This is a genomic window from Aeromonas sp. 602396 (genome assembly GCF_049173735.1).
In the GTDB taxonomy this organism is placed as follows: domain Bacteria; phylum Pseudomonadota; class Gammaproteobacteria; order Enterobacterales; family Aeromonadaceae; genus Aeromonas; species Aeromonas veronii_A.
The window spans coordinates 249,525-274,182 of the sequence record NZ_JAAKSD010000003.1; the positions used below are offsets into that span (position 1 = coordinate 249,525).

Below are 24,658 nucleotides of genomic sequence, written 5' to 3' on the forward strand. Positions count from 1 at the left end.
CGGAAACTGCAGCGTATAAACCGGTTTTTCACACCCCATATCGCCCTGCTAACATTCATCATCGCCAGATATGTGGTGTGAATATCCTCACACTTTGCTCAGGCAAAATCCCCGCAGCATCGCCGTCTACTTATAATGGCGCCGCCTCACAGAAGGCATAACTCATTGATGCTACGGAATAATTACAATGAAGAATATCAACAAGACCCTACTGGCTGCCGCCATTTCCCTCGGGATGCTGGCTGGCTGCAACAGCGACAACGACTCAAAGGCAGCTGATCCCATGGTTCGTTTTGCCACCTTCAACCTCTCTTTTGACCGCACTGCCGCCGGTATGCTGACTGGCGAGCTGGCGCTGACCCGCACCGAGCAGGATGCCCTGCTGGCCCGCCTCGCCGAAGGGAGCCTGAGCGGCGCCACTGAAACCAAAGCCAAGAACGTGCAGCAGATCCGCAACGTGGCGGAAATCATCCAGCGTACCCGCCCGGATGTGTTCCTGCTCAACGAGTTCGACAACGACGGCAAAGGCGAGAGCACCGCCGATCTGAAAGCCTTCAACGACAACTATCTGGCTCACGCCCAACACGCAGAGGTGACGGCCATCAGCTATCCGGTGATGCAGAACTTCGCCACCAACACCGGCCTGATGAGCGGTTATGACCTCAATCTGGATGGCAAGGTCAACAGCGGCCCCGACGATGCCTGGGGCTTTGGCAACTACCACGGCCAGTACGCCTTTGCGGTGATGTCCAAATACCCCATCGACACCAAGCAGATCCGTACCTTCCAGAACTTCAAGTGGAAGGATATGCCGGGCGAGCAGAACCCCATCATCGATGACTGCAACAATCCCAAGGTCAAGATCCCGGCCAGCCGCCAGTGTGGTGATGCCTGGTATTCAGACGCGGCCTGGCAGCAGTACCCGCTCTCCTCCAAGAACCACGCCGATGTGCCAGTACGGATCAAGACCGAGAAGGGTGAAGAGGTGATCCACTTCCTGATCTCCCACCCGACCCCACCGATCTTTGCCAACGCAGCGCGTCACACCGTCAAGCACAACCGCGCCGAGATCGCCTTCTGGAACGACTACGTCAAGGGTCTCAACTACATGACCGATGACAAGGGCACCAAGGGTGGGCTGGCCAAAAACGCCAAGTTTGTCATCGCCGGCGATCTCAACGCCGATCCGCTCACCGGTGACGGTGACCTGACCGCCATTCAGGATCTGCTAAACAACCCGCTGATGAATCAGGCCATCACCAATGGCACCCTGATCCCGGTCAGCGAAGGGGGCCCGGAGTGTGTCAGCAAGGGGACCGACTGCAAACGCAACCTCAATCGCCCCAACCCGGAGCGGATCACCAATAGCAGCGTGCTGCAGCTGGATCACGTCATCCCCTCCGCCAACCTCAACGCGGTGAAGAGCGGTGTCTACTGGCCTGCCAGCTTCGAGGCCGGTTATCACCTGGTCTATGATGCGAAACTCGGCATCGCCAAGGGAGTCAGTTCGGATCACCGCATGGTGTGGGTCGATCTCAAACTCGACTAACCCTGCCATGACCCCGCTGCGGCGGGGTCTTTTATTGGCGAGGGGTGGCGCGTTGACCACGGCTCATTAATCCACCGCTTGGCATGGCATCCCCCATCCATAACAGTTGAATGGGCCTCGCGATCACAGAACCGCCGCGCCAATGGTGGTAGCATGCCTCCTCTTGCCATCCGGCCGCACGGCGGATCCGGTGGCCCTCCCTCCTCCGCTTTCACTTTTTGAGGAACGATTTGATGGAACTGCTTCTGCTTAGCAACGGTAAAGCCAACGAATTTCCGGGTCTGCTCGGCTGGGCCCGCGATCGGGTTCAGAGCCTGCTGGCTCGCAAACAGGTCAAGCGCATTCTGCTCATCCCCTACGCGGTGATCCGCAGCGACTGGGATGCCCGCGCCAACGAGCTGCAGGAGAGTCTGGGAGTCGATGCCATCAGCATCCACCACTTCGATGACCCGGTCGATGCCATCAATCAGGCGGACGCCATCTTTATCAGCGGCGGCAACACCTGGCGCCTCAACCAGATGCTGCATGAAAACAGCCTGATCGTGCCGATCCAGCGTGCCGTGCGCGAGCGGGGTGTCCCCTATGTGGGCTGGAGCGCCGGTTGCAACGTGGCGACCCCAAGCATCCGCACCACCAACGATATGCCGGTTTGCAGCGCCGCCGTGCTGCCCGCGCTGGGCCTGTTCCCGCTGCAGATCAACCCGCACTATCTGGACGCCAGCATCAGCGGCCACATGGGCGAGACCCGCGACGAGCGTCTGGCCGAATTCTGCGCCATCAACCCGAGCGAATATGTGGTGGCTCTGCGCGAAGCGAGCCTGCTGCAAATCACCGGAGCAAACGGCAGCGAGCGTCTGGAGTACTGGAGCGCCCGTGAGCAGGACTTCAAGATCTTCAAACAGGGTCAGGAGCCGCAAGCCTTTATGGACGCCGCCCCGCTGGCCGAACTGACCCCCTTCAAGGTCGGCTGAGCCACGCAGAGCACCGCGCCACTGGCAGGCGGATAGCTCGCGAAACCGTTAAAACAAAAGAGGGATGGCTCAATGCCATCCCTCTTTTTATCGTCATCTTTCGGCTGGTTGCAGCCTGATTACTCACCCTGCAGGGTCACCAACACCTTGCGGGCACCGCCATCGATGCGATGCTCGCCAAGCCAGATCCCCTGCCAGGTGCCGAGCGCCAACTGACCATCGCGGATCGGCAGTTGCAGGCTCACCCCGAGCAGGGAGGATTTGATGTGGGCGGGCATGTCATCCGGCCCCTCATAGGTGTGGCGATAGTAAGGGGCATCTTCCGGCGCCAGCCGATGCAGATGGGCCTCCATATCGCTGCGCACACTCGGATCGCAATTCTCGTTGAGGGTGAGCGAGGCGGAGGTGTGTTGCAGCAGCAGGTGCGCCATGCCAATCCGGTAATCCGCCAGCATCGGCAGCTTGGCCACCAGCTCGTCCGTCACCAGATGAAAGCCCCGCGAACGGGGCTTAAGAGTCAGCAGGCACTGCTGCCACATCAGACGTACTCCATAAAGACGCGGGAGGTGAGTTTGGTGATGAGCTCGTAGGGGATGGTGCCAATCTCGTCGGCCACCCGCTCTACCGGCAGCCCCTCGCCCCATAGCACCGCCTCGTCACCGGCCTTGTCGGTTGCGCCCGGCCCCAGATCGACCGTGCTCATATCCATGGAGACACGCCCCACCAGCGGCACGATGCGGCCGTTGACCAGCACGGAAGTGCCGTTGGGGGCCATGCGTGGATAGCCGTCACCGTAGCCGATGGCGATCACGCCAAGGCGAGTATCGCGATCTGACACCCAGTTGGCGCCATAGCCCACCGGCTCGCCCGCCTTGTGATCCCGCACCGCAATCAGCTGGGTCTTCAAGGTCATCACCGGCTGCAGGTCGTAATCGGCCGCCACCGTGTTGGGGAAGGGCGACACGCCATAGAGGATGACGCCGGGGCGCACCCAGTCGCAGTGGGAGTCCGGCCAGGCCAGAATGCCCGCCGAGTTGGCCATGGCACGCTCGCCCGCCAGCGGTGCCGTGAGACGGCTGAAGAGGTCAATCTGCTCGCGGGTAGTGGGCTGCTCCAGCTCATCGGAGCGGCTGAAGTGGGTCATGATGTTGAACGGCTGCACCACGTTCTTGCACTTGCCGAGTCGTTCGATAAAGGTGGGCATCTCGTCGGCACGCACCCCGAGGCGGTGCATGCCGGTGTCGAGCTTGAGCCAGGCCACCACGGGCGCTGGCAGCTCAACCTGCTCCAGCGCTTCGAGCTGCTCCCAGGTGTGAACCGCCGTCTGCAGATTGTTGGCCGCCAGCACCGGCAGATCGTCGGCAGAGAAGAATCCCTCCAGCAGCACGATGGGTTTGACCACGGCGCAGGAGCGCAGCATCAGCGCCTCTTCGATACGGGCCACCGCATAGGCATCCGCATCCACCAGGGTGCGGGCGACCGGCAGCAGTCCATGGCCATAGGCGTTGGCCTTGACCACAGCAATGATCTTGCAAGCGGGAGCGTGGCGCTTGACCACGGCGAGGTTGTGGCGCAAGGCCGCAGTGTTGATTTGGGCAGTAGCCGCTTTCATGGTTTTCCCTTACGAGGGCACAAATGGTCTCCCCCTCATCGGGCAGAAGACCGCCACTCACTTATCGTCGTCGAAGGCCGGACCGGCATAATTGTCGAACCGGGAAAACAGGCTCTGACGGGCTGCCTTGCAGTGAATGGCAAGCGGGTCAGAGCGGTGGTGGCAATCCTGACCACAGGATTGCCATGATTGTTACTTATCAATAATCGTCGTCAAACGCCGGACCGGCGTAGTTGTCGAACCGGGAGAACTGACCCTGGAAGGTGAGGCGCACCCGGCCGATGGGGCCGTTACGCTGCTTGCCGATAATGATCTCGGCAATCCCCTTGTCCGGGCTGTCATCGTGATAAACCTCATCACGATAGATAAACATGATCAAATCCGCATCCTGCTCGATGGAACCCGATTCACGAAGGTCCGAGTTGACCGGGCGCTTGTCGGCCCGCTGTTCCAGGCTTCGGTTCAACTGGGAGAGCGCCACCACCGGGCACTGCAGCTCTTTCGCCAAGGCCTTGAGGGAGCGGGAGATCTCGCCGATCTCCAGGGTACGGTTGTCAGAGAGCGCCGGCACCCGCATCAGCTGCAGGTAGTCCACCATGATCATGGATAGGCCACCGTGCTCGCGTGCCACCCGACGGGCACGGGAACGTACATCGGTCGGAGTGAGGCCGGAGGCGTCATCGATATACATCTTGCCCTTCTCCAGCAGCAATCCCATGGTGGAGGAGAGGCGTGCCCAATCCTCGTCGTCGAGCTGACCGGTACGCACCTTGGTCTGGTCGATGCGACCGACCGAGGCGAGCATACGCATGATGATCTGCTCGGAGGGCATCTCCAGCGAGAAGATAAGCACCGGCTTGTCGGCCGTGAGGGCCGCATGCTCACAGAGGTTCATGGCAAAGGTGGTCTTGCCCATGGAAGGACGGGCCGCAACGATGATCAAATCCGAACGCTGCAAACCGGCGGTCATCTTGTCGAGATCGTTGTAACCGCTCGATACCCCGGTCACCCCGTTGTGCGGCGTCTTGAACAGCTCTTCAATCTTGTCGACGGTCTGCTCGAGGATGAGCTTCAGGGGCTGGGGCCCCTCGTTGGCGCTGGTGCGCTGCTCGGCAATCTTGAATACCTTGCTCTCGGCAAGATCCAGCAGATCGCCTGATGTACGGCCCTGTGGCTCGTAACCTGCTTCGACTATCTCGTTGGCGACCGAGATCATCTCCCGCACCACCGCTCGCTCGCGCACGATTTCGGCGTAGGCGTTGATGTTGGCGGCACTCGGGGTGTTCTTGGCGATCTCCACCAGATAGGCGAAGCCGCCCGCCTCTTCCAGCTGTTCGGAGCGTTCCAGCTCCTCCTGCAGGGTGATGAGGTCAATGGGGTTGCCCGCGTTGGAGAGGCGGGTCATGGCCTGGAAGATCAACCGGTGCGGACGGCTGTAGAAATCCTGATCGATCACCCGTTCGGCAACCCGATCCCAGGCATCGTTATCCAGCATCAGGCCGCCCAGTACGGACTGTTCGGCCTCAAAAGAGTGGGGAGGAACTTTCAGCTGTTGTGTCTTGGCGTCTTTTTTCGCCGTCACTTGCTCTGCCATACACATAAAAACCGCAGCGGGAAGGGAACGGGAATTTTACAAAAGAAAGCCAACTACGGCGAGCCCTATCTGGCGGCTCATACCATCATAAAGGGCCAAACCAGAGTCTGCTCTACCTTGACCATTTTGATTTTGCTTCGCATTTTGCGCTCCTTGCGACTCAATCTTCTGCTTTTCATCCGGTTTACTCCTCTTGTTTGACGCCGCATCGCGACAACCTCGTTCATGAATAATTCATGCCAGAGGTGATATTGATGAATACAAGCTGCGACACAATTAGGGACAGGCAGCCTGCCATGCGCCTTGCTGAGCTTGCCAAAGCGGAGCATGCCCCACCCACAGACGAGAGTGAAAAGAGTCAAAATGAAAAAGATGCTGACCCTGTTTGCCGTGATCCTGGCCATTGGCCTGGGGGCACCTCACGCCGAAGCCAAGAAGTTTGGCGGCGGCAAATCCTTTGGTAAAAGTTACAAAACTGCGCCGGCCCAGCCTGCGGCCAAACCGGTCGACAACAAGAATCCGACACTGAATGCCCAGACTCCGCCGAAAAAGAGCGGCATGATGGGCGGCCTGCTGGGCGGCCTGCTGGCCGGTGGCCTGTTTGCCTACCTGCTGGGCAGCGGTGCCTTTGAAGGTCTGCAAGGAATGGACTTCCTGCTGATCGCCCTGCTGGCGCTGGGTGCCGTCTTCCTGATCCGTACCCTGCGCAAGGGCAAGGTCGCGACGCCACAGCCACAACAGGCGGCCTATGCGGGCTATCAGCCACCGCAATCTGCTGCCCCGCAGCAGTTTGAGCAGAGCAACAGCGCACCGCAAGCCACCGGCTTTGCCGACAGCGACGTGCCGTTCCGCCTGCCGCCGGGCTTTGACATGAACAGCTTCCTGGCCGGTGCCCGCGATCACTATCGCACCCTGCAAGAGGCGTGGAACAAGAACGATCTGGAAAAGGTGCGCGAGTACGTCAGCCCCGAGCTCTTTGAGCAGCTCAAAGCCGAGCGCGCCGAACTGACTGGCGACCAGCATACCGAAGTGATGTACGTCGATACCCAGCTGGTACGCGCCGACTACGGCAGCGACTGGGCTCAGGTGAGCGTGCGCTTCAGTGGCCGCTACATGGACCGTCAGGAGCAGGTCGAAGAAGACATCAAAGAGGTGTGGCACCTCGAGCGCGATCTGGCCAAGAACAATGCTCCCTGGCATATCGTCGGTATCGAGCAGCTGTAAGGTTTAGATTGTCACTACGCAGGAGGCAGCCCATGGGCTGCCTCTTTTCATTTCATACCCTCACCTGACCTGATACAGGCGATGGCTATCGTCATTGATGATTGAAGAGTTGTAACCGCCCCCCAAACAACGACAAAGGGCAGCCACCGGCTGCCCTTTCGCATCACATCTGGAGCTATGCGCCCCGCTGACGAATCAGTTGCACCCTTCGACAGATGTTGAGTTCAGATAGGTCACCTCATTGGACGGTTGATAATCGGCCACGTTGATCACCTTCTTGAGCTCGATGAACTCTTTCAGCACGGCTGCATCCACCAAGCCGGCATTGATGGTATCGATCTTCGGATAACCGTCACCACCGGAGGCGCTGAAGCTCGGGATCGCGAAGCTGTAGGTTGCTGCCGGATCAAACGCCTTGCCACCGATACTGGTGATATTGACACTCTTGGCTTGGCAATCCACCGCCATATCGATACCGCCAAACTGAGCATAACCACCGGTATTGCGGGTCTTGGTTGCCACCTGACCCAGATAGGTCGCCAGATCGCTTCCCTTCATGGCCGCCTTGTTGACCGTGTTGCCAAACGGGTGCACCAGCAGCACGCTGCGGTAGGTGATATCACCGGCCGGGATGCTGTCACGCACACCACCTGAATTGACGATACCAAAGTCGACACCCAGCTTGCTGCTGGTCGCAGTGGTGATGAGGCGACCCAGGTTGGTCTGCTTGTTGCGAACCGAGTTGCGATCACCAACCAGCAAGCCATCTGCCGAGCCAATGACGACATTCAACTCTTGCTGACCTTTCTCCTGATAACCCAGCAGGGTGTTATACAGCTCTGGATCCTTGGTGATCTCGTCCTGTACGAACTGCATCTTGGCCGGGTCCTTGGTCACGGCGCCGTTGGCATCGATCGCCTCGCCCTTGGCGTTGCGCTTGATCAGGTTGACCGGGATCAGGTCATAGCTGGTCAGGGTCAATTTGCCATTCTGGTACTCAAACTGGGCACGGCCCACATACTTGCCCCACTCGTGAGCCTGCATGATCCAGGTGCCGTTTTGCTGATCCGGCTGGCAGTTATCACCCGGTTTGAAATTGGCGTACTTGTTGGTGGTACCCGGTTCCATACAGACCGGATTCTGGGAGTGGCCACCAATGATGGCATCCAGAGTCCCTGCCGGCAGTGCACGAGCCATCTCTACATCGCCCGGCGCATTGCTGCCGTGCTGACCATTCTCGTAATGGCCCATGTGGGTGATGGCGAAGACCAGATTGGCCTCCTTGTTGCTGCGGATCTGCTGGCCCAGTTTGGCCGCTTCCGTAGTCGGATCGCGGAACTCCAGGGTCTGCACGTTGTTGGGATCAACCAGCTGGGCGGTATCCTCAGTGGTCAGACCCAGTACGGCGACCTTGAGACCGCTCTCCAGCTTGAACACCTTGTAGGGGTCAAAGTAGTGTTTGCCACTCGCCTTGTCATAGATGTTGGCCGAGAGCATGGGGAACTGGGCCCACTTGCGCTGCTTCTCCAGTACGCTGAGGGGGTTGTCGAATTCATGGTTGCCCACTGCCATGGCATCGTAGCGAATGTTGTTCATCGCCATGAAGTCAGGCTCGGCATCCTGCAGATCGGACTCCGGCACCCCGGTATTCACGTCACCACCAGATAGCACCAACACCTCGCTGCCAGCAGCCTTGGCCTCGCTACGCAGCTGCTCGACCAGAGTCTTCTGGGCAGCCATACCATACTCATTTTCAGCGTTGTGCCAGAAACGGCCGTGGGTATCGTTGGTGTGCAGGATGGTCAGTTTGCAGACATTTTCGGTGCAGGGTGCAACGGTGTCATTGCTCGAGGTATTACAGCCAGTCAGTGCAGCAAGCACGGCCAGTGCCACGCCGCCTTTGATAAAGTTATTATTCATTTCCATATCACCTTGATTGTTTTGTTATTTATCAACCCTGTCCAGCGGGTCGGGCGCCAATATAACAAACAACAGATGACCGTTTTTCATCGATGACTCACAAATTCTGCTAATTGTGATCTTCGGCCCAACATCCGGCTTCCTGCTGATTTGTCAGGTTTTTTGTTGAGCTGTCACTCACTTGATCCCCTCCCGCACCAAGGAGACGCCACCCGGACGCGCCTTTATGGCATACTCCCCAGCCAGCCATGCCCGAGGAGATGATTTGATGGCCAAGTACGACAAGATTTCCCCCGAGACCCAGCAGGAGGCGATGAAAATTGCCCGTGCCAACCAGAAGCCGGGGCAGACCAAGGAACAGACCCAGCTTATCGCGCAAGGGATCCAGAAAGGCATCGACGAATACAAGAAACAGATGAAGGCGCGGGCCCGCGAAGCGAGCCGCCAGAAAAAAATGCAGGCCAAAGCCAGGCAGCCACAGGGCGCGCCACAAACCGAAGAACAAGACGATCAGCTGGAGCTGGTTGAAGTAAGCCATCAGCATCCCCTGCCCTGGATCTTGCTAGTGTTGAGCTGGCTGGGATTTGCAGCAGCCTGGTTCTGGTCGCACTAAGACGCGCTAGCAAACCTTTATCCGGGATCCTCTTCACAGCCTGGGCCTGGGCTGCTGGTGATTACCTGCGAAGAGTGGTTAAATCCCGCGCCTCTTGCACCGGACTCCCTGTTTTTTGACGATCAGTTTTCAGGAAAGATGTTATGAACCCCGCTCCGCTCTATCTGCTGGCCCCTTTTGTTCTGTTCCTTGTGACCATGCTGCTCTATCGCATTTCGCCGCTGCGGGCGGTCGCCGCCGGCGGGGTACGCTGGTTTATCCTGCCGGCCTTCACCCTGTTTATTTTGCTGATCATCATCAACGGTGCCGCCGATCCCACCCTGCGCGATCCGGCATTCCACTGGTTGATGCCGGGCCTTGGCTTTGCCCTGAGCCTGTTTCCGGCCCTGCCCAAGGCGCTGGTGCCACGGCTCGCCATCAAGGAGGGGGCCTTTGCCGCCCTCGGTCTGATGCTGATGAGCCTGGCTATGGTCTACTGAGCAACTGGCCACAGCCGTTAACATGACTCAAGGGGCGCTCTGTGACGGGCGCCCCTTGTACAAACAATGGCCTGCAGGCATCTTGGTGACAGGATAACCAGCAAGGAGGCCAAATGGACAATCCGCCCGATTTCATGGCGCTGTGGGATTATCAGGATCCCGCCGCCAGCGCCCTGCGTTTTCACCCCCCTTCTTCCCGAAGCGCGCGCCGCCGCCGACCTGCAACTCGAACTGGAGTTGCTGACCCAAATTGCCCGCACTCATTCGCTGCAGCGCCAGTTTGCCGAAGCCCATCAGCTGCTCGACGAGATAGAGCCCCGCCTCACCGACACAACCCCCAGAGCGCGAATCCGGGCTCTGCTGGAACGAGGCCGCACCTTTAACTCGGCGGGCGACAAAGCCAGTGCCAAACCGCTGTTTGAACAAGCCTGGCAATGGGGGCTCAAGGAGAAAGAAACCTATCTCGCCATCGACGCCGCTCACATGATCGCCATCGCCGCACCACTGGAAGAGCAGAGCCGCTGGCATCAACTGGCGATGGAGCTGGCGGAACGCAGCAGTGACGAGAAGGTGCGCGGCTGGCTGGCCCCCCTTTACAACAATCAGGGCTGGACTCTGTTCGAACTGGGTCGCTTTGAGGAGGCGAAAATCCAGCAGCAGAAGTGTCTGGCCTGGCATCTGCAGCATAACCAGCCGGCCAAGGCGTTTATCGCCCGCTGGAGTCTGGCTCGCCTGACTCGGGCCCAGGGTCAGCACCAGCAGGCGCTGGCAGAACTGCACCAACTCAAGGTTGATATGGCCGAGGCAGGCGAACCTGAGGATGGTTATCTGTTCGAGGAGCTGGGGGAGAATGCCTTGGTGCTGGACGATCCGCTGGCCGCGGAATACTTTTCCCGCGCCTGGTTTCTGCTGTCGCAAGACCGCTGGTTCAGCGCCAACGAGGGGGAGCGGCTGACCCGCCTCAAGCGCCTCGCCAAACTCTGATCCCCAAAATAGAAAGGGCGGCACGCTAGCCGCCCTTTCTGCTGGCAAGATGGTTCAGGCCCGATTGGACTCCTCCCACCCCTGCTTTTTACGGTAAATGGTAGAGGGGCTGATCTCGAGCAGGGCCGCCGCTTTGGGAATATTGCCATCACAGCTGGCGATGGCCTGTTCGATCACCTCTTTCTCCACCAGCCAGAGCGGACGAATTGGCCCGTTGGCCACCCCGGTGGTGGCCGGAGCCGATGTCACCGCTGCCGCAATAGCCGCCGGCAGCTGGGGACGAACTCCATTGAGTGGTGGCGGCAGAATATCCGGGCTCACCAACTCCTTGTCGTTGAGTACCACGATATTGCGCACCACGTTCTGCAGCTCGCGTACGTTGCCAGGCCAGGGGTAGTCGAGCAGCACTCGCGCCGCCTCGACATCGAAATCCTTGAAGCGTTTGTTCTCCTCCTTGGCGTAGCTCTGCAACAGGGTACGCGCCAGCAGCAGGATATCCTCACCCCGCTCCCGCAGCGGCGGCAGGGTGAGGGGAATGACGTGGAGCCGATAGTAGAGATCCTCGCGAAAACGGCCCGCTTTCACCTCCACCAGCGGATCCCGGTTGGTGGCGCAGATAAAGCGCACATCCACCGTCTCGAGCTTGCCGCTGCCGACTCGCTGCACTGTGCCGGTCTGGATGAAGCGCAGCAACTTGCTCTGCAGATCCAGGTCCATCTCGCAGATCTCGTCGAGAAACAGGGTACCGCCATCGGCCAGACTGGCCGCCCCCTTGCGATCCCCCTGGGCACCGGTAAAAGAGCCCTTCACATGACCGAAGATCTCGCTCTCCATCAAATCGTGGGGAATGGCGGCGCAGTTGAGGGCAATAAAGGGCTGTTCGCTGCGGGGACTGCACTGGTGAATCGCCTCGGCACACACCTCTTTGCCGGTGCCGCTCTCGCCCGTGATAAAGACGGTCGCCTTGCTGGGCGCCGCGCTTTCGATGATGCGATAGACCGCCTGCATCGACATGGAGGCACCGATAAAACCGAAGAAGGAGCTACGCTCGAAGTTTTCCCGATAGTGGGCAACCAGCGAGCTCAACTGCTGGTGTTTCAAGGCATTGCGAACAGTGGCGCAGAGCCGCTTGCTGTCAAACGGCTTGGTCAGAAAATCGAAGGCACCGAGGCGCATCGCCTCCACCGCCACATCCACCGAACCGTGGGCGGTGATCACCACCACAGAGCAGGGCAACTGCTGTTCGGTGATCATTTGCAGAATATCCATGCCGGACATATCCGGCAGTTCCAGATCCAGCAGCACCACGGGGGGAGGACTTGCCAGCAACTGCGCCAACGCTTGTTGACCACAATCGGCCAGCACCACCTCATACCCCTCCTGGCGCAGGTACTGTTCATAGACCACCGCCAGACTACGGGTATCTTCCACCAGTAGGACACGCGATTTATTTTCAGCCACTGGACTCATCCTTGTATTTGATTCTGCGATCTATTTTGCCTTATTTTCGCGCGCAAACCCAACGCCAAGACAACTCTGTTATCCCGCGATTGCAGGGAATACACAAGTAAAAACGGCTCCTTAAGGAGCCGTTTTTAACTACAAGAAGGGATTACTTCTTGGCGTCATCAGCAGTCGGCTTCTCGATAGCCAGCAGCTCAACGTCAAACACCAGCACGGCGTTCGCCGGGATGGAGCCTGCACCGTGCTCGCCATAGGCCAGCTTGGACGGCAGGAAGAACTTGAACTTGGAGCCAACCGGCATCAGCTGTACGCCTTCAGTCCAACCCGGGATAACCTGGTTGAGCGGGAAGGTAGCCGGCTCGCCGCGATCGACGGAGCTGTCGAACTTGGTGCCGTCGGTCAGGGTACCGGTGTAGTGCACCTTGACGATGTCGGTAGATTTCGGCTTGGCACCTGTGCCCATCTTCTCGACCACGTATTGCAGGCCGGATTCAGTGCTCTTCACACCCTCTTTCTTGGCGTTGGCAGCCAGGAACTCTTCACCCTTCTTCAGATTCTCAACGGCGTCTTTCTCGGCCTTGGCCTTGGTCAGCTCATTGATCTTGGCATCGTAATCCTGCAGTACCTTCTGGATCTCTTCATCAGTCATCTTGGCTTCTTTGCCCAGACCGTCAGTCACCCCTTTCAGGATCACGGCGTTGTCCAGTTTGATGCCCAGTTCCTGCTGACGCTCCAGGGTATTGGCGATGTAACGACCCATGGAGAGGCCAATTGCGTAGCCAGATTGCTCTTCAAAGCTCTTGGCTTCGGCCTTGGTCGCCTCTGCCGGCTTGCTGGCTTCTGCCTTCACTTCGGCGGTATTGGCCGCAGCAGGCTTCTCGTCTTTTTGGCAAGCAGTCAGACCGACGGCAACCGCCGCCGCCAACAGGGACACCTTCAGAAATTTGTTCATCAGTTTCTCCAAACTCCAAATACCGCTCTCGGTTCCATCGTGAAATGAGAGGTTTATCGTGATAAGCGCCTTATACTAACGCCGTGATCGCAGGTAACAAAAGCGTGAGACCGCAAAAATGATAAAAAGTGCCATTTATCTGGTGAGCCTCTGTTTAATGCTCACCGGTTGCGAGCAAAGCTCCCAACCCAACCAGCAAATGACCCTCGCCAGCACGGGTCTGCTGACCGCAGATCTCTCCAGTGATGGCAAGCAAGCCATCGTCTCCAGCATCAGCCAGGGCATCATCGTCTGGGATCTGGAACAGAACCGTCAACGCTGGCGCTGGAAGCAATCCGACTCTACGGATGATCTGGTATTCATTACCCGTTTTTCCGAAGGCAACAGCCATGCCGTCACCGCCACCCCCGATACCTTTGCTACCTGGCGGCTGAACGACGGGCAATCACAAGGCTACTACTCACTTCCTGAATCCAGGCTGAGGGACATCGCGCTCTCTGCCGACGGTCGTTATGTGCTGATCGGGCGGGAAGATGGCAAGGCCGAGTGGCTCGATACCCGAAGCGGTCGTCGCCTGCAGTTTCTGGGACACACCGAACAGGTCAATACGGTGGATCTCTCCGCTAACGGTCGTTACGCCCTGACCGGCGGCAACGACTACAGCGCCTATCTGTGGGACACCCATAGCGGGCAGGTAATTTGGCGCTTCAACCATGGTGGCCGGGTGATCATGGCCAGACTGGAGCCGAGCGGCCGCTACGCCTTCACCGCCGACAGTAGCCGGGCCAGCATCTGGGATCTGAAAACCGGCAAGGAGGTGAGTCAACTGCAATATGATCACCGCTTCGAGGTCTACACCAGCGCCCGCTTTGCCAACGATGGCAAGTGGATCATCACTGGCGCCCCTTCCCGTCAGCTCTCCCTGTGGCAAGTGAGCGATGGTGCCCTGCTGCAGAGCTGGCGCGTCTCGCCGCAACCCAAGGTGAAACCGCCCAGCGCAGTGGTCTACGGCGTCGCTTTGCGCGACAATAGCCATCTTGTCAGTGCCAGCTCCAGTGGTCTGGCCGAAATCTGGACAATCAAGTAAGGACCCGAAGGCCCATGAGTCAGCAACTTAACGATCGCATCGAAACCCTGGAAACCCGTCTCGCCTATGCGGAGTACGCCATAGAGCAGCTCAACGACGAGGTGACCACTCAGGGCCGCGAACTCGATCGACTCAAATACCAGATCCAGCTGCTGATCGATAAACTGCAAAGCGTACAACCCAGCCAGATTGCCAGCATGGCCGAAGAGACCCCTCCGCCGCACTACTGAACCGGCGCTATCTCTGGTCTGGCGACATGGCTTGGCATAGCTGTCAGCCAATAAAAAAACCCGCGTTCACGCGGGTTTTTTATCATCGGTATGGCCGTGATCAGTGGTGATGGCCCTTGCCACCACAACCGCCGCCACCGCAGCAGCCGCCGTGACCATGGTCGTCACCGTGGTCGTGGCCATGATCGTGACCGTGGCCAGCACCGCCACAGCAACCGCTCTGGCCATGCTCCTCATCGTGGTCGTGACCATGACCGCCACAGCAACCGCCGTGATCGTGGTCATGACCGTGATCGTGACCGCAACCACCGGCACCGTGAACATGGCCGTGAGCCAGCTCTTCGGCAGTGGCAGCACGCACATCCTTGATCTCGACCTTGAAGCCCAGAGTCACGCCAGCCAGCGGATGGTTGCCATCCACCTTGACGAACTCTTCGGACACTTCAACCACGGTCACCGGACGGTGGCCATCGTCGGTTTCAGCCACAAAAGTATCCCCTTCGGAGACTTCCATGCCGTCGAACAGCTCGCCCGGTACTTCTTGTACCAGTGTCTCGTCATATTCGCCGTAGGCCTGGCTCGGTGCCAGAGTCACTTCGAAGGCTTCACCTACCGCGCGACCTTCCAGCTCGGCTTCCAGGCCAGAGACCAGGTAACGGGTGCCGTGCAGATAGACCAGCGGCTCTTTGCCGACAGTGCTGTCGATGACTTCACCGTGCTCGTCGGTGACTGTGTATTCCAGCGTAACCACGCTCAGAGGAGCTACTTTCATGTCAGGATCCTGCGGATAGAAAAAAACGGGCTCAGAATACCCTAAAAAGCGGGCCGCGCATATGCCGTGCGGCGCCACGGAGTGACGAAAAAAACGGCAACAGCGTCAGCGAGGAGACCCGCACTCCACCCGCCGTTGCCACATCAGGGGCGAAACACCCCGATCACCTCTTCCGCCTCGCGAGTCTGCTTGTCGACCTCGGCAGGCGTTTGTACCTGGGTATCGCCACAGGCGACGCAGGTCACCTTCTCGACTCCATGCTCCAGATACAGCATCATGTTGTCCAACTTGCCGCACGCCGGGCAAACCGCACCGGCAATGAAGCGTTTTTTACGCCTGGTTTCCATATTTGTTACCTCCAGGCAGCATCATATCAGGGTTTTTACATGCATCACGCAATCGAATACCACCATTTTTCCTGTGAGGGATTGCACGCCGGCAACCGCAAACGAACTCCGGTCGGGCAGCTGTTGCGGATCACCCGGGGCGCCGCGCTGCTGAGACTGGGCCAACATGAGCTGTTGCTTCCGGCAGGCTGCAGCTTCTGGCTCTGCGCCGATGCACTTGCGGCCTTCAGCCCCCTCAGCGGTTGCGAGTACGATCAGCTGAATGTCTCTTTGCGCGTGGCTCAGCCGCAGCAGGCAGGCTGGCTGCAGACCACCCCGCTGCTCGATGCCCTGCTCGACTCGCTGGCACGGTGGCAACGTCCAAAAGAGTGGCAAGGGGCCTACGGTCAGCGACTGCAGGTGATCCTGGATGAGCTGCAACAGTGTGCCATCAGCCAGCAGGGTCACGGTGAGCTGCAAGCCTGCTGGCAAGCGCTGGCCAATGGCCAACCGGAGTCTCTGCAACAGTGGGCACAACAAGCCGATGCGCCGGTGGAAGGGAGTGAATTGCAACAACAGTGGCAACTGCTGCAGGCGCTCAGATTGCTCAAGGGCGGCAGCAAACCCGCGCAGGTGGCCAGCAAGCTGGGTTATGCCGATGAGGCCGCATTGCAAGCGGCCTGCCAGCAGTGGGGCGTTGGCGAGGATGGCGATCAATAACCGGACACAGGTATGAATGCGCCAACTAAATTGGCTGAACGAGTCCAGTTTTTTGCCAGATGGTCGTTAACAAGGAAGGGCCATCCCCCCCGTAATCCTTTATGCTAAAGGCCTGAAGTGACTGCCAACCTTTCGACCAACAGGACATCTGCCATGACGAGCAAAGCCAATCAATCCCAGGGCATGTTGCTGTTTCACCTTTCAGCCCAGCAATCCTTTGCCATAGGCACCCTCAAGGTAAAGGAGATAGTCCCTTACACCCAGCTGACCGCCATGCCGCACTCGCATCCGACCGTGCTGGGGGCCGCCAATATGCGCGGCGCCACCATTCCGGTGATCGACATGGCGATGGCGGTGGGTTATCGCCCCATCAGCAAGGAGGAGATGCCCCACTGCTTTATCATCATCACCGATTGCCGCCGCACCCTGGTGGGCTTTCTGGTGCGAGGCATCGACAAGATCACCGAGTGCAACTGGCGCGATATCGAGTCACCTCCCGCCGCCCTCGGCCACAATGTGTTTGTGACTGGTGTCACCCGGGTCAATGACCAGCTGATCCAGCTGCTGGATGTGGAGCTGATCCTCTCCCGGGTCTATCCGGACGATCCGAGCCACCTCTATCCGGTGCTGACCGATGTGCAGCGGGAGCGGATCAAGCCGATGCGGATCCTGCTGGTTGATGACTCCTCGGTCGCCCGTCGCCAGCTGATGGCAGCCCTCGATTACATCAATATCCCTTATGAGGTCTGTACCAATGGCAAGGACGCACTGACCCTGATGCAACAACGTGCCAGCCAGCAGACCCCCATCGATATTCTGGTGAGCGATATCGAGATGCCTGGGCTCGATGGCTACGAGCTGGCCTTCGAGGTACAGAGCGACAGCAAACTGGCGGGGGCCTACATCATCCTGCACACCTCCCTCTCCAGCGAGATCAGTGTGGAGCGGGCCCATCAGGTGGGCGCCCATGAGGCGCTGACCAAGTTCGAGGCCAACGAGCTGATCCAGGCCATGTTGCGCGGTGCCGAACATCACGATCGCCTGCTGAAATAAGCCAATGACTGGCGGGAGCTGAACACCTCTCGCCCCTCTATCTTCGACCCAGACCGACGACGCCATGCTGACCGAAAGCCACTTCCACGCCCCCTGGTGGGCCCGCAATCCTCATCTGCAGACCATATTGCCCAAATGGCTGCGCCGGACTCCGGCCCGATTTGTGGCCGAGCGCTTCGAACTGACTGACGGGGATTTTGTCGATCTCGCCTGGAGCGGCGAGATCACGACAGATTCGCGACCACTGGTGGTGGTCTTTCACGGGCTGGAGGGGAGCATTCACTCCCACTATGCCAAGGGATTATTCACCCATCTGCAGCAAGAGGGCAGAGAGGCCGTGCTGATGCACTTTCGTGGCTGCAGCGGCGAGCCCAATCGCCACCTGCATGCCTATCACTCCGGCACCATCGGTGATGCGCAGGAGCTGATTGCCGAGCTGAGCCAACGCTTCCCGGGCAAACCGCTGATCGCCATCGGCTTTTCACTGGGTGGCAATATGCTGGTCAACTTGCTGGCACGGGCCTGTCCTGCGGCATTGAAAGCGGCAGTGGTAGTCTCGGCCCCGCTGCAACTGGCCAGCTGTGCCGAACGGGTCAATCAGGGTTTCTCAAAGGTCTATCAGAACTATCTGCTGCGTACCATGCGCCGCAATTTGCTCAGCAAGATCAGCCAACAGCAGAAAGCGAGTGAACGCTGGCAGCCCCGGCAAGTGGAGCAGATTGCCACCCTGCGCGATTTTGACGAACTGGTCACCGCTCCGCTGCACGGCTTTCACAGTGCCAGCCACTACTACCAGAGCTGCTCGGGACTACCGCTGCTGGCTCAAATCCCCATCCCGACCCTTATCCTGCACGCCGCCGACGATCCCTTTATGTCACACGCGGTCATTCCCCGGCCGGATCAACTCTCGCCCACGGTGCGCTATGAGCTGAGCCAGCGCGGCGGCCATGTCGGTTTTCTGCACGGCACCCCCTGGCGGCCACGGTTTTGGTTGGATGAGCGGATCAGTCACTGGATTGCCGAACAGACTCAGGGTGCGGTGCAGAACTGATTGCGACCCCCAGCCTTGGCCATGTAGAGGGCCTGGTCGGCCCGCGCCAGTAGCTGCTCACCACTCTCCCCGCCTTCCAGTGTCGCGATCCCCTGACTGATGGTCACCCGACTGGCAACATCGGATGCCAGATGCTCAAGCTGCAATTCGGCCAGCCCATCCTGCAGCCGCCGCGCTACCGCAGCGGCGCTCTGACTGTCGGCATCGGGCAGTAGCAACACAAACTCCTCGCCGCCATAACGGGCGGCCAGATCCGCCTCACTGCGCACCGAACGCATCATCAACTGCGCCACCTCCCGCAGGCAGACATCCCCCGCCTGATGGCCATAGTGATCGTTAAAGCGTTTGAAGTAGTCCACATCGATGAGGATAAGGGCAAGCGGGGCGCCGCTCGACTGACTATGGGCTTTGCAGCGTTCGAGCTCCTGACTGAAGTGGCGCCGATTGGCAAGACCAGTCAGTGGATCCTGCTTGGCCAGTGCATCGAGGCGCCGCAACAGGGCCAGATTGTCATGCTCACGCATCACGGCCAATTCAAACCAGCGATGCAGCATCCGGCGACCAACCTCCAGCGCCATTATGGTACATACCACCTCAAGCAGATAAAGCTGCGGAAAATCCACCTCCAGCCACCACAAACGCGCAACGCCAAATAGCAACGGTACACTGAGATAGGCATACAACACGCGTCGGTCGGGATAAAACGCGATCAGCGCAGCCAGTAAATTGAGGCGCATGATCCCGTTGGCATAACTTGCCCCTCCTCGCAGCTCAACTTCACCAATGGTGAAGATATGCAGCGTCCAGACGCCCCCCCAGACCAGCATTACGACCAATGCGCACCATAGCCAGACTCGATCCTGCAGATGATTGCAGAGCAGGGCTGCAACCGGCAGCAGCAGCAGCACGACCATGACAAAGCCCAGCTCACTCTGAAAGCGCCATGGCAGAGTACCGTCACTGGCCAGGCCTGCCTGGCTGTAGACCTGGTAGCGTATCGCCAGAAACAGCACAACCAGCCAGTTCAGCAACCAGAACCAGACCATGCCGCGACTGATGGCCTGGCGACGAGCAAGATCCATGTGAGCCGATATCGTTGAGGGGGCCCGGCGTTGCTCTTCAGACAACATGTCTCACACTCCACGAAACGCGTAAAAAGAGGTTGCACTCATTTTATTGCGCACAACAATAGCTGACGGTTATACCCTTTTGCATCGAGATCCCTTCATGATAATCCCCTGGCAAGCGTTGGATGCCGATACCCTGACCAACCTGATCGAACAGTTTGTGCTGCAAGAAGGCACCGAATATGGCGAACATGATGTTTCGCTTGAAGCCAAAGTCGCTATGGTAAGGACTCAATTACAGCAAGGCATCGCCGTGATCGTCTATAGCGAGTTGCATGAATCGGTCAATATTGTGCCACGCGATCGTTTCAACGAGCCGTCTTGACCATCTCGGGTTCACGCCCGTATAACGAAACTCCCAAGGAAGAGAGCATTCTATGTCGGCCAAGCATCCCATTATCGCCGTCACCGGGTCGTCCGGTGCCGGTACCTCTACCTCCACCATCGCCTTTCGATCCATGTTCCACCAATTGGGTTATCAGGCAGCCGTGGTGGAAGGTGACAGTTTTCACCGCTACACCCGCCCCGAGATGGATGTGGCAATCCGCAAGGCGCGTGAACAAGGACGCCACATCAGCTATTTTGGCCCCGAGGCCAATGACTTCGGCTTGCTGGAGAGCTTTTTTCAGGGCTATGGCCAGGATGGCACCGGCCAGTATCGCCGCTATCTGCACAGCTTTGACGAGGCGGTCCCCTTCAACCAGATGCCCGGCACCTTCACCCCCTGGCAGCATCTGCCGAGCGACACTGACCTGCTGTTTTATGAAGGGCTGCACGGTGGTGTGGTCACTGAGGATCACAACGTAGCCCGCCACGTGGACTTTCTCATCGGCGTGGTGCCCATCGTCAACCTGGAGTGGATCCAGAAGCTGATCCGCGATACCTCGGAGCGCGGCCACTCCCGTGAGGCCGTAACCGACTCCATAGTCCGCTCCATGGATGATTACATCAACTTCATCACCCCGCAGTTCTCGCGCACCCATATCAACTTCCAACGGGTGCCGACAGTGGACACCTCCAATCCCTTCAGTGCCAAGGTGATCCCGAGTCTGGACGAGAGTATGCTGGTGATCCGGTTTCGCGGCATAAAACAGGTCGATTTTCCCTATCTGTTGTCGATGATCGACGGCTCATTCATGTCACGAATGAATACCATCGTCGTGCCGGGTGGCAAGATGGGGTTTGCCATGGAGTTGATCCTTAAGCCACTCATCCAGCAACTACTTGAAACCGGCAAGATCACTTAAGCCAAGGAGTTCACAATGCGGTTAGCGTTTATCTCTGTGGTATTGGCCGCCCTGCTTGGCGGCTGCAGCAGCGGGCCGACGGCCCCCACGCTGGAGTCCGGCACCATGCTGGTTCGTCCGATTGGCAACTGGACCTATGGCGCAACCCCGCGCTACGCCCTGGCCGAGCAGTATCAATTCGCCGGTGAGCTGGCGGAAGGGTGGCTGGAGCCGATGCAGCAGGCGGTGAGCCGGGAGCTCAATGGCAAGGGGTGGCAGAGTGCGCCGCTCGACGAGGCGGATCTGTGGGTCGCCATAGGCGTCGCGGGCGGCAAGGATATGAGCGATGGCGAGATTTTCGCCCGCCTCGGCATGACGCCCGGGGTCTATGCCTCGGCCAACCAGCGCAAAGGCTCGCTGGCCATAGTGCTGCTCGATCGCAAAACCCAGAAAGCAGTCTGGAGCAGCATCATCCAGCTGACCAGCGATGTAAGCATTGCTGATAGCCAACGTCAGGCGCTCAGCCAGCAGCTCGCTGCCGAACTGCTTCATAGCGTCCCGACCAATTAACAGTTAATGCTGGCTTATTGAAAAGGGATGGATAGAAAAACGGCTTGCCTCCCGGCAAGCCGTTTTTTGTGGTCTCACAGTTGTCTCACAGTTTTGTCCCAGTCTGGTCTTGGCCAGACTGGGACACGAAGCTGCACGCCTTCAGATATCTGTGGTCACTTATTTGAGCGTACAGGTCAGCAGCGTAACCCCTTTCTGGGTGAGGAGCGCCTGTTTCTCCTGATTCCAGAAGGTGGTCAGGCCGTCAGAATATTTGGCGCCAGACTCTGACTCCACACGCGCCAGTTTGTGGTAAACCCCGGCATAGGGGAACTGCACCATGTCAGCCTGGGCATCATAGGTAATGGCCAGCATCTCTTCGCCACACTGGTATTGGCTGTATTGATACTGGGTAGGTTGCGGGCTGCTGCACGCCGCCAGACCCAACAGGGGAAGCAGAGCGATCAATTTTTTCATTGCACTTTCCTTATGTGATGGCCTTATGTAATGGCCTTGTGCAGAGGCCTCATGTGACGGCCTTATGCCAGGGTACCAACGAAACAATCGTCAGTTATCAAGCTTCAACAATTTGATAACTATGGGTAATTTGTACCGCTTTTTCCAACATCAGGGAAACAGAACAGTATTTTTCCATCGACAGATCGACCGCTCTGGCCACCTGTTTCTCTGCCAATCCCTTGCCTGTCACCACGAAGTGCAGATTAATCTTCTCGAAAACCCGGGGCACGCTATCAACCCGTTCGCCACTGACCTCGACATGACAAGCGGTCACCGACTGGCGCGCTTTTTCTAGGATGGAGACCACATCAATAGAGCTGCAGCCACCGACCGCCAGCAGGATCATCTCCATCGGGCTGGCCCCCTCACCGGGGTTGGCTCCATCCAGGATCACCTTGTGACCGGATTCACTCTCACCCACAAACTTCATCCCTTCCACCCAGCTGACCTTGGCTTTCATCTCGCACTCTCTCCTGTTAATCGTGATGATGGATCCCTAGCATAACCCAGTCGCTTATCTCTGCCGAACAGGGGGAGTTGGGATGGAAATAGATCAAAATCAACATCTCCGACCTCTATCTTCCCTAGAATGGCCGAAGCAGCGCAGCAGGCATTACCCAAAGGGCTCTTGCAAAAGGGCGCAAAGCCTTGTCAGCACAGACAAAGGCTCTTATCCTACTGCGACTAATACAAGGAATGGCAAGATTGGCAGCTTGCCCGGACGCACAAGTCCATAAAAAGACACTACAGAGGAATTCTCATGGTTATTGGCAAACCGCAAAGCGATCCCACCCTGGAATGGTTCTTGTCGCACTGCCACATTCATAAGTATCCCGCGAAGAGCACCCTGATCCATGCGGGTGAAAAAGCGGAGACCCTCTACTACATCGTCAAGGGCACTGTGGCCGTCTTGATCAAGGACGATGAGGGCAAAGAGATGATCCTCTCCTATCTGAACCAGGGTGACTTCCTGGGCGAGATGGGGATGTTCGAGGAGAACGAGAATCCCGAGCGTTCCGCCTGGGTTCGCGCCAAAGGCTCTTGCGAAGTGGCCGAGATCTCTTACAAGAAGTTCCGCCAGCTGATCCAGGTCAACCCGGACATTCTGATGCGTCTCTCTGGCCAGATGGCCAAGCGCCTGCAGCACACCAGCCAGAAAGTGGGTAACCTCGCCTTCCTGGATGTGACCGGCCGGATCGCCCAGACTCTGCTCAACCTGGCCAAGCAGCCAGATGCCATGACCCACCCGGATGGCATGCAGATCAAGATAACCCGTCAGGAGATCGGCCAGATCGTCGGCTGCTCCCGTGAAACCGTGGGCCGCATCCTCAAGATGCTGGAAGAGCAGGAGCTCATCTCTGCTCACGGCAAGACCATTGTGGTATTTGGCACTCGCTGATGACCCGTCCGCAGGGCTGACTGAGGCCTTGGGATAAAAAAGGCTGCTACGGCAGCCTTTTTTGATCCTCTCCCCTATAATCCCGAACGCCCTTCACTGTTCCGGCATTCGCCCAGAGAGTTACTATGCACCTTCAATGTCCCCGTTGCCGCAGTCCGCTCCATCTTCATGAAGCCTCCCAGGGGCGCTATTGCGACAACAAGCATCACTTCGATCCGGCACCGGAAGGTTATCTGGATCTCATCCCCGGCAAGAAAAACCCCAAAGACAGCGACAGCCGTGCCCTGATGCGCGCCAAGCACCATTTCCTGGAAGCCGGCCACCAACTGCCGCTGGTCGAGGCCATGGCCTCCCTGCTCGCTCCCCTTGCCCCACAAGAGCTGGTTCATCTGGGATGTGGTGAAGGCTACTACTGCCGCGCGCTGGCAGAGCGCCTGCCCGGCTGGCAGTTTGCTGGGGTTGATATCGCCAAGAACACCATCTTTGCCGCCAAAAAAGCGCAGCCGGACGGCCAGTTTGTCATTGCCGATCCCGCTCGCGCGCCGTTGCAACCGGGCTCTGCTCAGGTGCTGCTGGTCAACGATCTCAAGGTCAAGACGGAACAGCTGGTCAGCTGGCTGGCCCCCGGTGGCTATCTGCTCTATCTGCAGCCGGGCCCGCGTCATCAGTGGCAACTGCGGGTCAGCCTCAATCCGGTGAGTATGGAACACCCTTTAAGCTGGCCCTCGCTTGCCGGTCTCCGGCTGGTAAGCCAGGAGCGCTGCCAGTTCCCTATCTCTATGGATCAGACCATGCGCGCCTTTATTCTGGAGACAAGCCGTCTCGGCTGGCGCGCCAACGGCGAACAGCGCCATGCCTTTATCCAGCAAGGTCCGGCACAGCTGGAACAGGATTTGCTGATGACACTGTGGCAAAAAGCAAGCTGACCGCCTGACAGGAGCACGGCAAGTGCTCCTGTCCCATTTTCCTCCCGCCACTCTTCTCCCCCTTCGTGATTCGCCTCACAACTTGAGTCATCGACCTTATTGGTCAGGCCAGCTTTAATGTCAAAACAGCCAATAGAGAATAATTCATTGAATTTAATCTCTTTTTAACCTGTCAAAAAACGTCATATCCAGTATCAACAGCGCCCTTCAGCACCAAATTAAACGACGACAGATTCAGGCCCAGTCAAGGTTCAAGCGCCTACCGTGTGGCTATCGGACCCTTTCCGATTTCCATAGAACCGACCACAGGT

Annotated in this window: 26 protein-coding genes and 1 pseudogene; 16 read left to right on the forward strand and 11 right to left on the reverse strand. The window is 58.4% G+C overall.

Annotated elements, in window-relative coordinates:
• Positions 1-187 precede the first annotated feature (187 nt).
• Positions 188-1,549 carry an endonuclease/exonuclease/phosphatase family protein gene (locus G5229_RS06670; protein ID WP_421208841.1) on the forward strand — a complete coding sequence of 454 codons (1,362 nt, stop codon included), beginning with the start codon at positions 188-190 and terminating at the stop codon, positions 1,547-1,549.
• A gap of 233 nt (positions 1,550-1,782) precedes the next feature.
• Positions 1,783-2,520, forward strand: a complete 738-nt coding sequence (gene pepE / locus G5229_RS06675) for a dipeptidase PepE (RefSeq protein WP_421208842.1) — start codon at positions 1,783-1,785, stop codon at positions 2,518-2,520.
• Positions 2,521-2,639: 119 nt separating this feature from the next.
• Here the strand turns inward: pepE and G5229_RS06680 are convergent, their stop codons facing one another.
• The 3 genes from G5229_RS06680 to dnaB all read right to left on the reverse strand — a co-directional run bounded on the left by G5229_RS06680 (position 2,640) and on the right by dnaB (position 5,726).
• The gene (locus tag G5229_RS06680; protein ID WP_042052785.1) at positions 2,640-3,059 is read right to left on the reverse strand and encodes a secondary thiamine-phosphate synthase enzyme YjbQ; all 420 of its coding nucleotides are present in this window, start codon (positions 3,057-3,059) and stop codon (positions 2,640-2,642) included.
• Positions 3,059-4,132, reverse strand: a complete 1,074-nt coding sequence (alr, locus tag G5229_RS06685) for an alanine racemase (protein WP_421208843.1) — start codon at positions 4,130-4,132, stop codon at positions 3,059-3,061. The genes G5229_RS06680 and alr overlap by 1 nt, the downstream gene beginning before the upstream one ends.
• A 199-nt stretch (positions 4,133-4,331) precedes the next feature.
• Positions 4,332-5,726, reverse strand: coding sequence for a replicative DNA helicase (dnaB, locus tag G5229_RS06690; protein ID WP_026035132.1), 1,395 nt, complete (start codon positions 5,724-5,726; stop codon positions 4,332-4,334).
• 363 nt (positions 5,727-6,089) lie between these two features.
• Here dnaB and G5229_RS06695 point away from each other — a divergent pair, with 363 nt between their 5' ends.
• The gene (locus tag G5229_RS06695; protein WP_005335275.1) at positions 6,090-6,950 is read left to right on the forward strand and encodes a Tim44 domain-containing protein; all 861 of its coding nucleotides are present in this window, start codon (positions 6,090-6,092) and stop codon (positions 6,948-6,950) included.
• A 195-nt stretch (positions 6,951-7,145) separates the two neighbouring features.
• On the opposite strand, the gene ushA is transcribed toward G5229_RS06695, so the two are convergent.
• Positions 7,146-8,870: a bifunctional UDP-sugar hydrolase/5'-nucleotidase UshA gene (gene ushA / locus G5229_RS06700; RefSeq protein WP_421208844.1), complete on the reverse strand. Its 1,725-nt coding sequence runs from the start codon at positions 8,868-8,870 to the stop codon at positions 7,146-7,148.
• Positions 8,871-9,138: 268 nt separating this feature from the next.
• On the opposite strand from ushA, the gene G5229_RS06705 reads away from it, so the two are divergent.
• The 3 genes and pseudogenes from G5229_RS06705 (at position 9,139) to G5229_RS06715 (ending at position 10,946) form a co-directional block, all read left to right on the forward strand.
• On the forward strand, positions 9,139-9,483 hold the full coding sequence (locus G5229_RS06705) for a DUF2956 domain-containing protein (protein ID WP_206877835.1): 345 nt from the start codon (positions 9,139-9,141) through the stop codon (positions 9,481-9,483).
• Positions 9,484-9,626: 143 nt separating this feature from the next.
• Positions 9,627-9,962 (forward strand): hypothetical protein, encoded by a 336-nt coding sequence (locus G5229_RS06710; protein WP_005335280.1) that lies wholly within the window; start codon positions 9,627-9,629, stop codon positions 9,960-9,962.
• Between the two features lie 113 nt (positions 9,963-10,075).
• A pseudogene (locus G5229_RS06715) lies at positions 10,076-10,946 on the forward strand (hypothetical protein).
• A gap of 54 nt (positions 10,947-11,000) precedes the next feature.
• Here the strand turns inward: G5229_RS06715 and G5229_RS06720 are convergent.
• Complete coding sequence (locus G5229_RS06720; protein ID WP_005335282.1) at positions 11,001-12,407, reverse strand: sigma-54-dependent transcriptional regulator; 1,407 nt, start codon at positions 12,405-12,407, stop codon at positions 11,001-11,003.
• A 151-nt stretch (positions 12,408-12,558) separates the two neighbouring features.
• Complete coding sequence (gene fkpA / locus G5229_RS06725) at positions 12,559-13,362, reverse strand: FKBP-type peptidyl-prolyl cis-trans isomerase (protein WP_005335283.1); 804 nt, start codon at positions 13,360-13,362, stop codon at positions 12,559-12,561.
• A 118-nt stretch (positions 13,363-13,480) separates the two neighbouring features.
• On the opposite strand from fkpA, the gene G5229_RS06730 reads away from it, so the two are divergent.
• Entirely contained in the window at positions 13,481-14,449 is a 969-nt protein-coding gene (locus G5229_RS06730) for a hypothetical protein (protein WP_421208845.1), read from the forward strand.
• A gap of 14 nt (positions 14,450-14,463) precedes the next feature.
• A complete protein-coding gene (locus tag G5229_RS06735) occupies positions 14,464-14,679 on the forward strand; it encodes a SlyX family protein (RefSeq protein ID WP_421205035.1) in 216 nt (71 codons plus the stop codon).
• 100 nt (positions 14,680-14,779) lie between these two features.
• Here G5229_RS06735 and slyD read toward each other — a convergent pair whose 3' ends face one another.
• Positions 14,780-15,451 (reverse strand): peptidylprolyl isomerase, encoded by a 672-nt coding sequence (gene slyD, locus G5229_RS06740; RefSeq protein WP_421205033.1) that lies wholly within the window; start codon positions 15,449-15,451, stop codon positions 14,780-14,782.
• 143 nt (positions 15,452-15,594) lie between these two features.
• Positions 15,595-15,798, reverse strand: a complete 204-nt coding sequence (locus G5229_RS06745; RefSeq protein ID WP_005335287.1) for a YheV family putative zinc ribbon protein — start codon at positions 15,796-15,798, stop codon at positions 15,595-15,597.
• Positions 15,799-15,837: 39 nt separating this feature from the next.
• Between G5229_RS06745 and G5229_RS06750 the strand changes: the two genes are divergently transcribed.
• From G5229_RS06750 to G5229_RS06760, 3 genes are all read left to right on the forward strand, one after another.
• Positions 15,838-16,497: a hypothetical protein gene (locus G5229_RS06750; RefSeq protein WP_421208846.1), complete on the forward strand. Its 660-nt coding sequence runs from the start codon at positions 15,838-15,840 to the stop codon at positions 16,495-16,497.
• A gap of 153 nt (positions 16,498-16,650) precedes the next feature.
• The gene (locus G5229_RS06755) at positions 16,651-17,550 is read left to right on the forward strand and encodes a chemotaxis protein (protein ID WP_227342036.1); all 900 of its coding nucleotides are present in this window, start codon (positions 16,651-16,653) and stop codon (positions 17,548-17,550) included.
• A gap of 64 nt (positions 17,551-17,614) precedes the next feature.
• The gene (locus tag G5229_RS06760; protein WP_266134384.1) at positions 17,615-18,601 is read left to right on the forward strand and encodes a hydrolase; all 987 of its coding nucleotides are present in this window, start codon (positions 17,615-17,617) and stop codon (positions 18,599-18,601) included.
• On the opposite strand, the gene G5229_RS06765 is transcribed toward G5229_RS06760, so the two are convergent.
• The gene (locus G5229_RS06765) at positions 18,580-19,683 is read right to left on the reverse strand and encodes a membrane-associated sensor domain-containing protein (protein WP_421208847.1); all 1,104 of its coding nucleotides are present in this window, start codon (positions 19,681-19,683) and stop codon (positions 18,580-18,582) included. The genes G5229_RS06760 and G5229_RS06765 overlap by 22 nt on opposite strands.
• 145 nt (positions 19,684-19,828) lie before the next feature.
• On the opposite strand from G5229_RS06765, the gene G5229_RS06770 reads away from it, so the two are divergent.
• The 3 genes from G5229_RS06770 to G5229_RS06780 are packed head-to-tail and all read left to right on the forward strand — an operon-like array spanning position 19,829 to position 21,524.
• A complete protein-coding gene (locus tag G5229_RS06770; protein WP_216952980.1) occupies positions 19,829-20,053 on the forward strand; it encodes a YheU family protein in 225 nt (74 codons plus the stop codon).
• Positions 20,054-20,105: 52 nt separating this feature from the next.
• Positions 20,106-20,975, forward strand: a complete 870-nt coding sequence (locus G5229_RS06775; RefSeq protein ID WP_157162054.1) for a phosphoribulokinase — start codon at positions 20,106-20,108, stop codon at positions 20,973-20,975.
• Positions 20,976-20,990: 15 nt separating this feature from the next.
• Positions 20,991-21,524 carry a DUF4136 domain-containing protein gene (locus G5229_RS06780; protein ID WP_216952979.1) on the forward strand — a complete coding sequence of 178 codons (534 nt, stop codon included), beginning with the start codon at positions 20,991-20,993 and terminating at the stop codon, positions 21,522-21,524.
• A 159-nt stretch (positions 21,525-21,683) separates the two neighbouring features.
• On the opposite strand, the gene G5229_RS06785 is transcribed toward G5229_RS06780, so the two are convergent.
• Positions 21,684-21,980, reverse strand: a complete 297-nt coding sequence (locus tag G5229_RS06785; protein WP_216952978.1) for an MliC family protein — start codon at positions 21,978-21,980, stop codon at positions 21,684-21,686.
• Positions 21,981-22,077: 97 nt separating this feature from the next.
• The gene (locus G5229_RS06790; protein WP_216952977.1) at positions 22,078-22,482 is read right to left on the reverse strand and encodes an OsmC family protein; all 405 of its coding nucleotides are present in this window, start codon (positions 22,480-22,482) and stop codon (positions 22,078-22,080) included.
• A 300-nt stretch (positions 22,483-22,782) separates the two neighbouring features.
• Between G5229_RS06790 and crp the strand changes: the two genes are divergently transcribed.
• Positions 22,783-23,421: a cAMP-activated global transcriptional regulator CRP gene (gene crp, locus G5229_RS06795; RefSeq protein ID WP_005335304.1), complete on the forward strand. Its 639-nt coding sequence runs from the start codon at positions 22,783-22,785 to the stop codon at positions 23,419-23,421.
• A gap of 125 nt (positions 23,422-23,546) precedes the next feature.
• Entirely contained in the window at positions 23,547-24,347 is an 801-nt protein-coding gene (locus tag G5229_RS06800; RefSeq protein ID WP_216952976.1) for a putative RNA methyltransferase, read from the forward strand.
• Positions 24,348-24,658 lie beyond the last annotated feature (311 nt).

What these genes read in the sequence shown, in the direction of transcription:
- G5229_RS06680 (WP_042052785.1), bottom strand. Translation starts at nt 3,059, where the DNA reads ATGTGGCAGCAGTGCCTGCTGACTCTTAAGCCCCGTTCGCGGGGCTTT.
- fkpA (WP_005335283.1), bottom strand. Translation starts at nt 13,362, where the DNA reads ATGAACAAATTTCTGAAGGTGTCCCTGTTGGCGGCGGCGGTTGCCGTC.
- G5229_RS06710 (WP_005335280.1), top strand. Translation starts at nt 9,627, where the DNA reads ATGAACCCCGCTCCGCTCTATCTGCTGGCCCCTTTTGTTCTGTTCCTT.
- G5229_RS06705 (WP_206877835.1), top strand. Translation starts at nt 9,139, where the DNA reads ATGGCCAAGTACGACAAGATTTCCCCCGAGACCCAGCAGGAGGCGATG.
- G5229_RS06765 (WP_421208847.1), bottom strand. Translation starts at nt 19,683, where the DNA reads ATGGATCTTGCTCGTCGCCAGGCCATCAGTCGCGGCATGGTCTGGTTC.
- G5229_RS06790 (WP_216952977.1), bottom strand. Translation starts at nt 22,482, where the DNA reads ATGAAAGCCAAGGTCAGCTGGGTGGAAGGGATGAAGTTTGTGGGTGAG.
- G5229_RS06780 (WP_216952979.1), top strand. Translation starts at nt 20,991, where the DNA reads ATGCGGTTAGCGTTTATCTCTGTGGTATTGGCCGCCCTGCTTGGCGGC.
- G5229_RS06755 (WP_227342036.1), top strand. Translation starts at nt 16,651, where the DNA reads ATGACGAGCAAAGCCAATCAATCCCAGGGCATGTTGCTGTTTCACCTT.
- alr (WP_421208843.1), bottom strand. Translation starts at nt 4,132, where the DNA reads ATGAAAGCGGCTACTGCCCAAATCAACACTGCGGCCTTGCGCCACAAC.
- G5229_RS06695 (WP_005335275.1), top strand. Translation starts at nt 6,090, where the DNA reads ATGAAAAAGATGCTGACCCTGTTTGCCGTGATCCTGGCCATTGGCCTG.
- dnaB (WP_026035132.1), bottom strand. Translation starts at nt 5,726, where the DNA reads ATGGCAGAGCAAGTGACGGCGAAAAAAGACGCCAAGACACAACAGCTG.
- G5229_RS06750 (WP_421208846.1), top strand. Translation starts at nt 15,838, where the DNA reads ATGCATCACGCAATCGAATACCACCATTTTTCCTGTGAGGGATTGCAC.
- G5229_RS06785 (WP_216952978.1), bottom strand. Translation starts at nt 21,980, where the DNA reads ATGAAAAAATTGATCGCTCTGCTTCCCCTGTTGGGTCTGGCGGCGTGC.
- G5229_RS06775 (WP_157162054.1), top strand. Translation starts at nt 20,106, where the DNA reads ATGTCGGCCAAGCATCCCATTATCGCCGTCACCGGGTCGTCCGGTGCC.
- ushA (WP_421208844.1), bottom strand. Translation starts at nt 8,870, where the DNA reads ATGAATAATAACTTTATCAAAGGCGGCGTGGCACTGGCCGTGCTTGCT.
- G5229_RS06730 (WP_421208845.1), top strand. Translation starts at nt 13,481, where the DNA reads ATGATAAAAAGTGCCATTTATCTGGTGAGCCTCTGTTTAATGCTCACC.
- pepE (WP_421208842.1), top strand. Translation starts at nt 1,783, where the DNA reads ATGGAACTGCTTCTGCTTAGCAACGGTAAAGCCAACGAATTTCCGGGT.
- G5229_RS06745 (WP_005335287.1), bottom strand. Translation starts at nt 15,798, where the DNA reads ATGGAAACCAGGCGTAAAAAACGCTTCATTGCCGGTGCGGTTTGCCCG.
- crp (WP_005335304.1), top strand. Translation starts at nt 22,783, where the DNA reads ATGGTTATTGGCAAACCGCAAAGCGATCCCACCCTGGAATGGTTCTTG.
- slyD (WP_421205033.1), bottom strand. Translation starts at nt 15,451, where the DNA reads ATGAAAGTAGCTCCTCTGAGCGTGGTTACGCTGGAATACACAGTCACC.
- G5229_RS06670 (WP_421208841.1), top strand. Translation starts at nt 188, where the DNA reads ATGAAGAATATCAACAAGACCCTACTGGCTGCCGCCATTTCCCTCGGG.
- G5229_RS06760 (WP_266134384.1), top strand. Translation starts at nt 17,615, where the DNA reads ATGCTGACCGAAAGCCACTTCCACGCCCCCTGGTGGGCCCGCAATCCT.
- G5229_RS06770 (WP_216952980.1), top strand. Translation starts at nt 19,829, where the DNA reads ATGATAATCCCCTGGCAAGCGTTGGATGCCGATACCCTGACCAACCTG.
- G5229_RS06800 (WP_216952976.1), top strand. Translation starts at nt 23,547, where the DNA reads ATGCACCTTCAATGTCCCCGTTGCCGCAGTCCGCTCCATCTTCATGAA.
- G5229_RS06735 (WP_421205035.1), top strand. Translation starts at nt 14,464, where the DNA reads ATGAGTCAGCAACTTAACGATCGCATCGAAACCCTGGAAACCCGTCTC.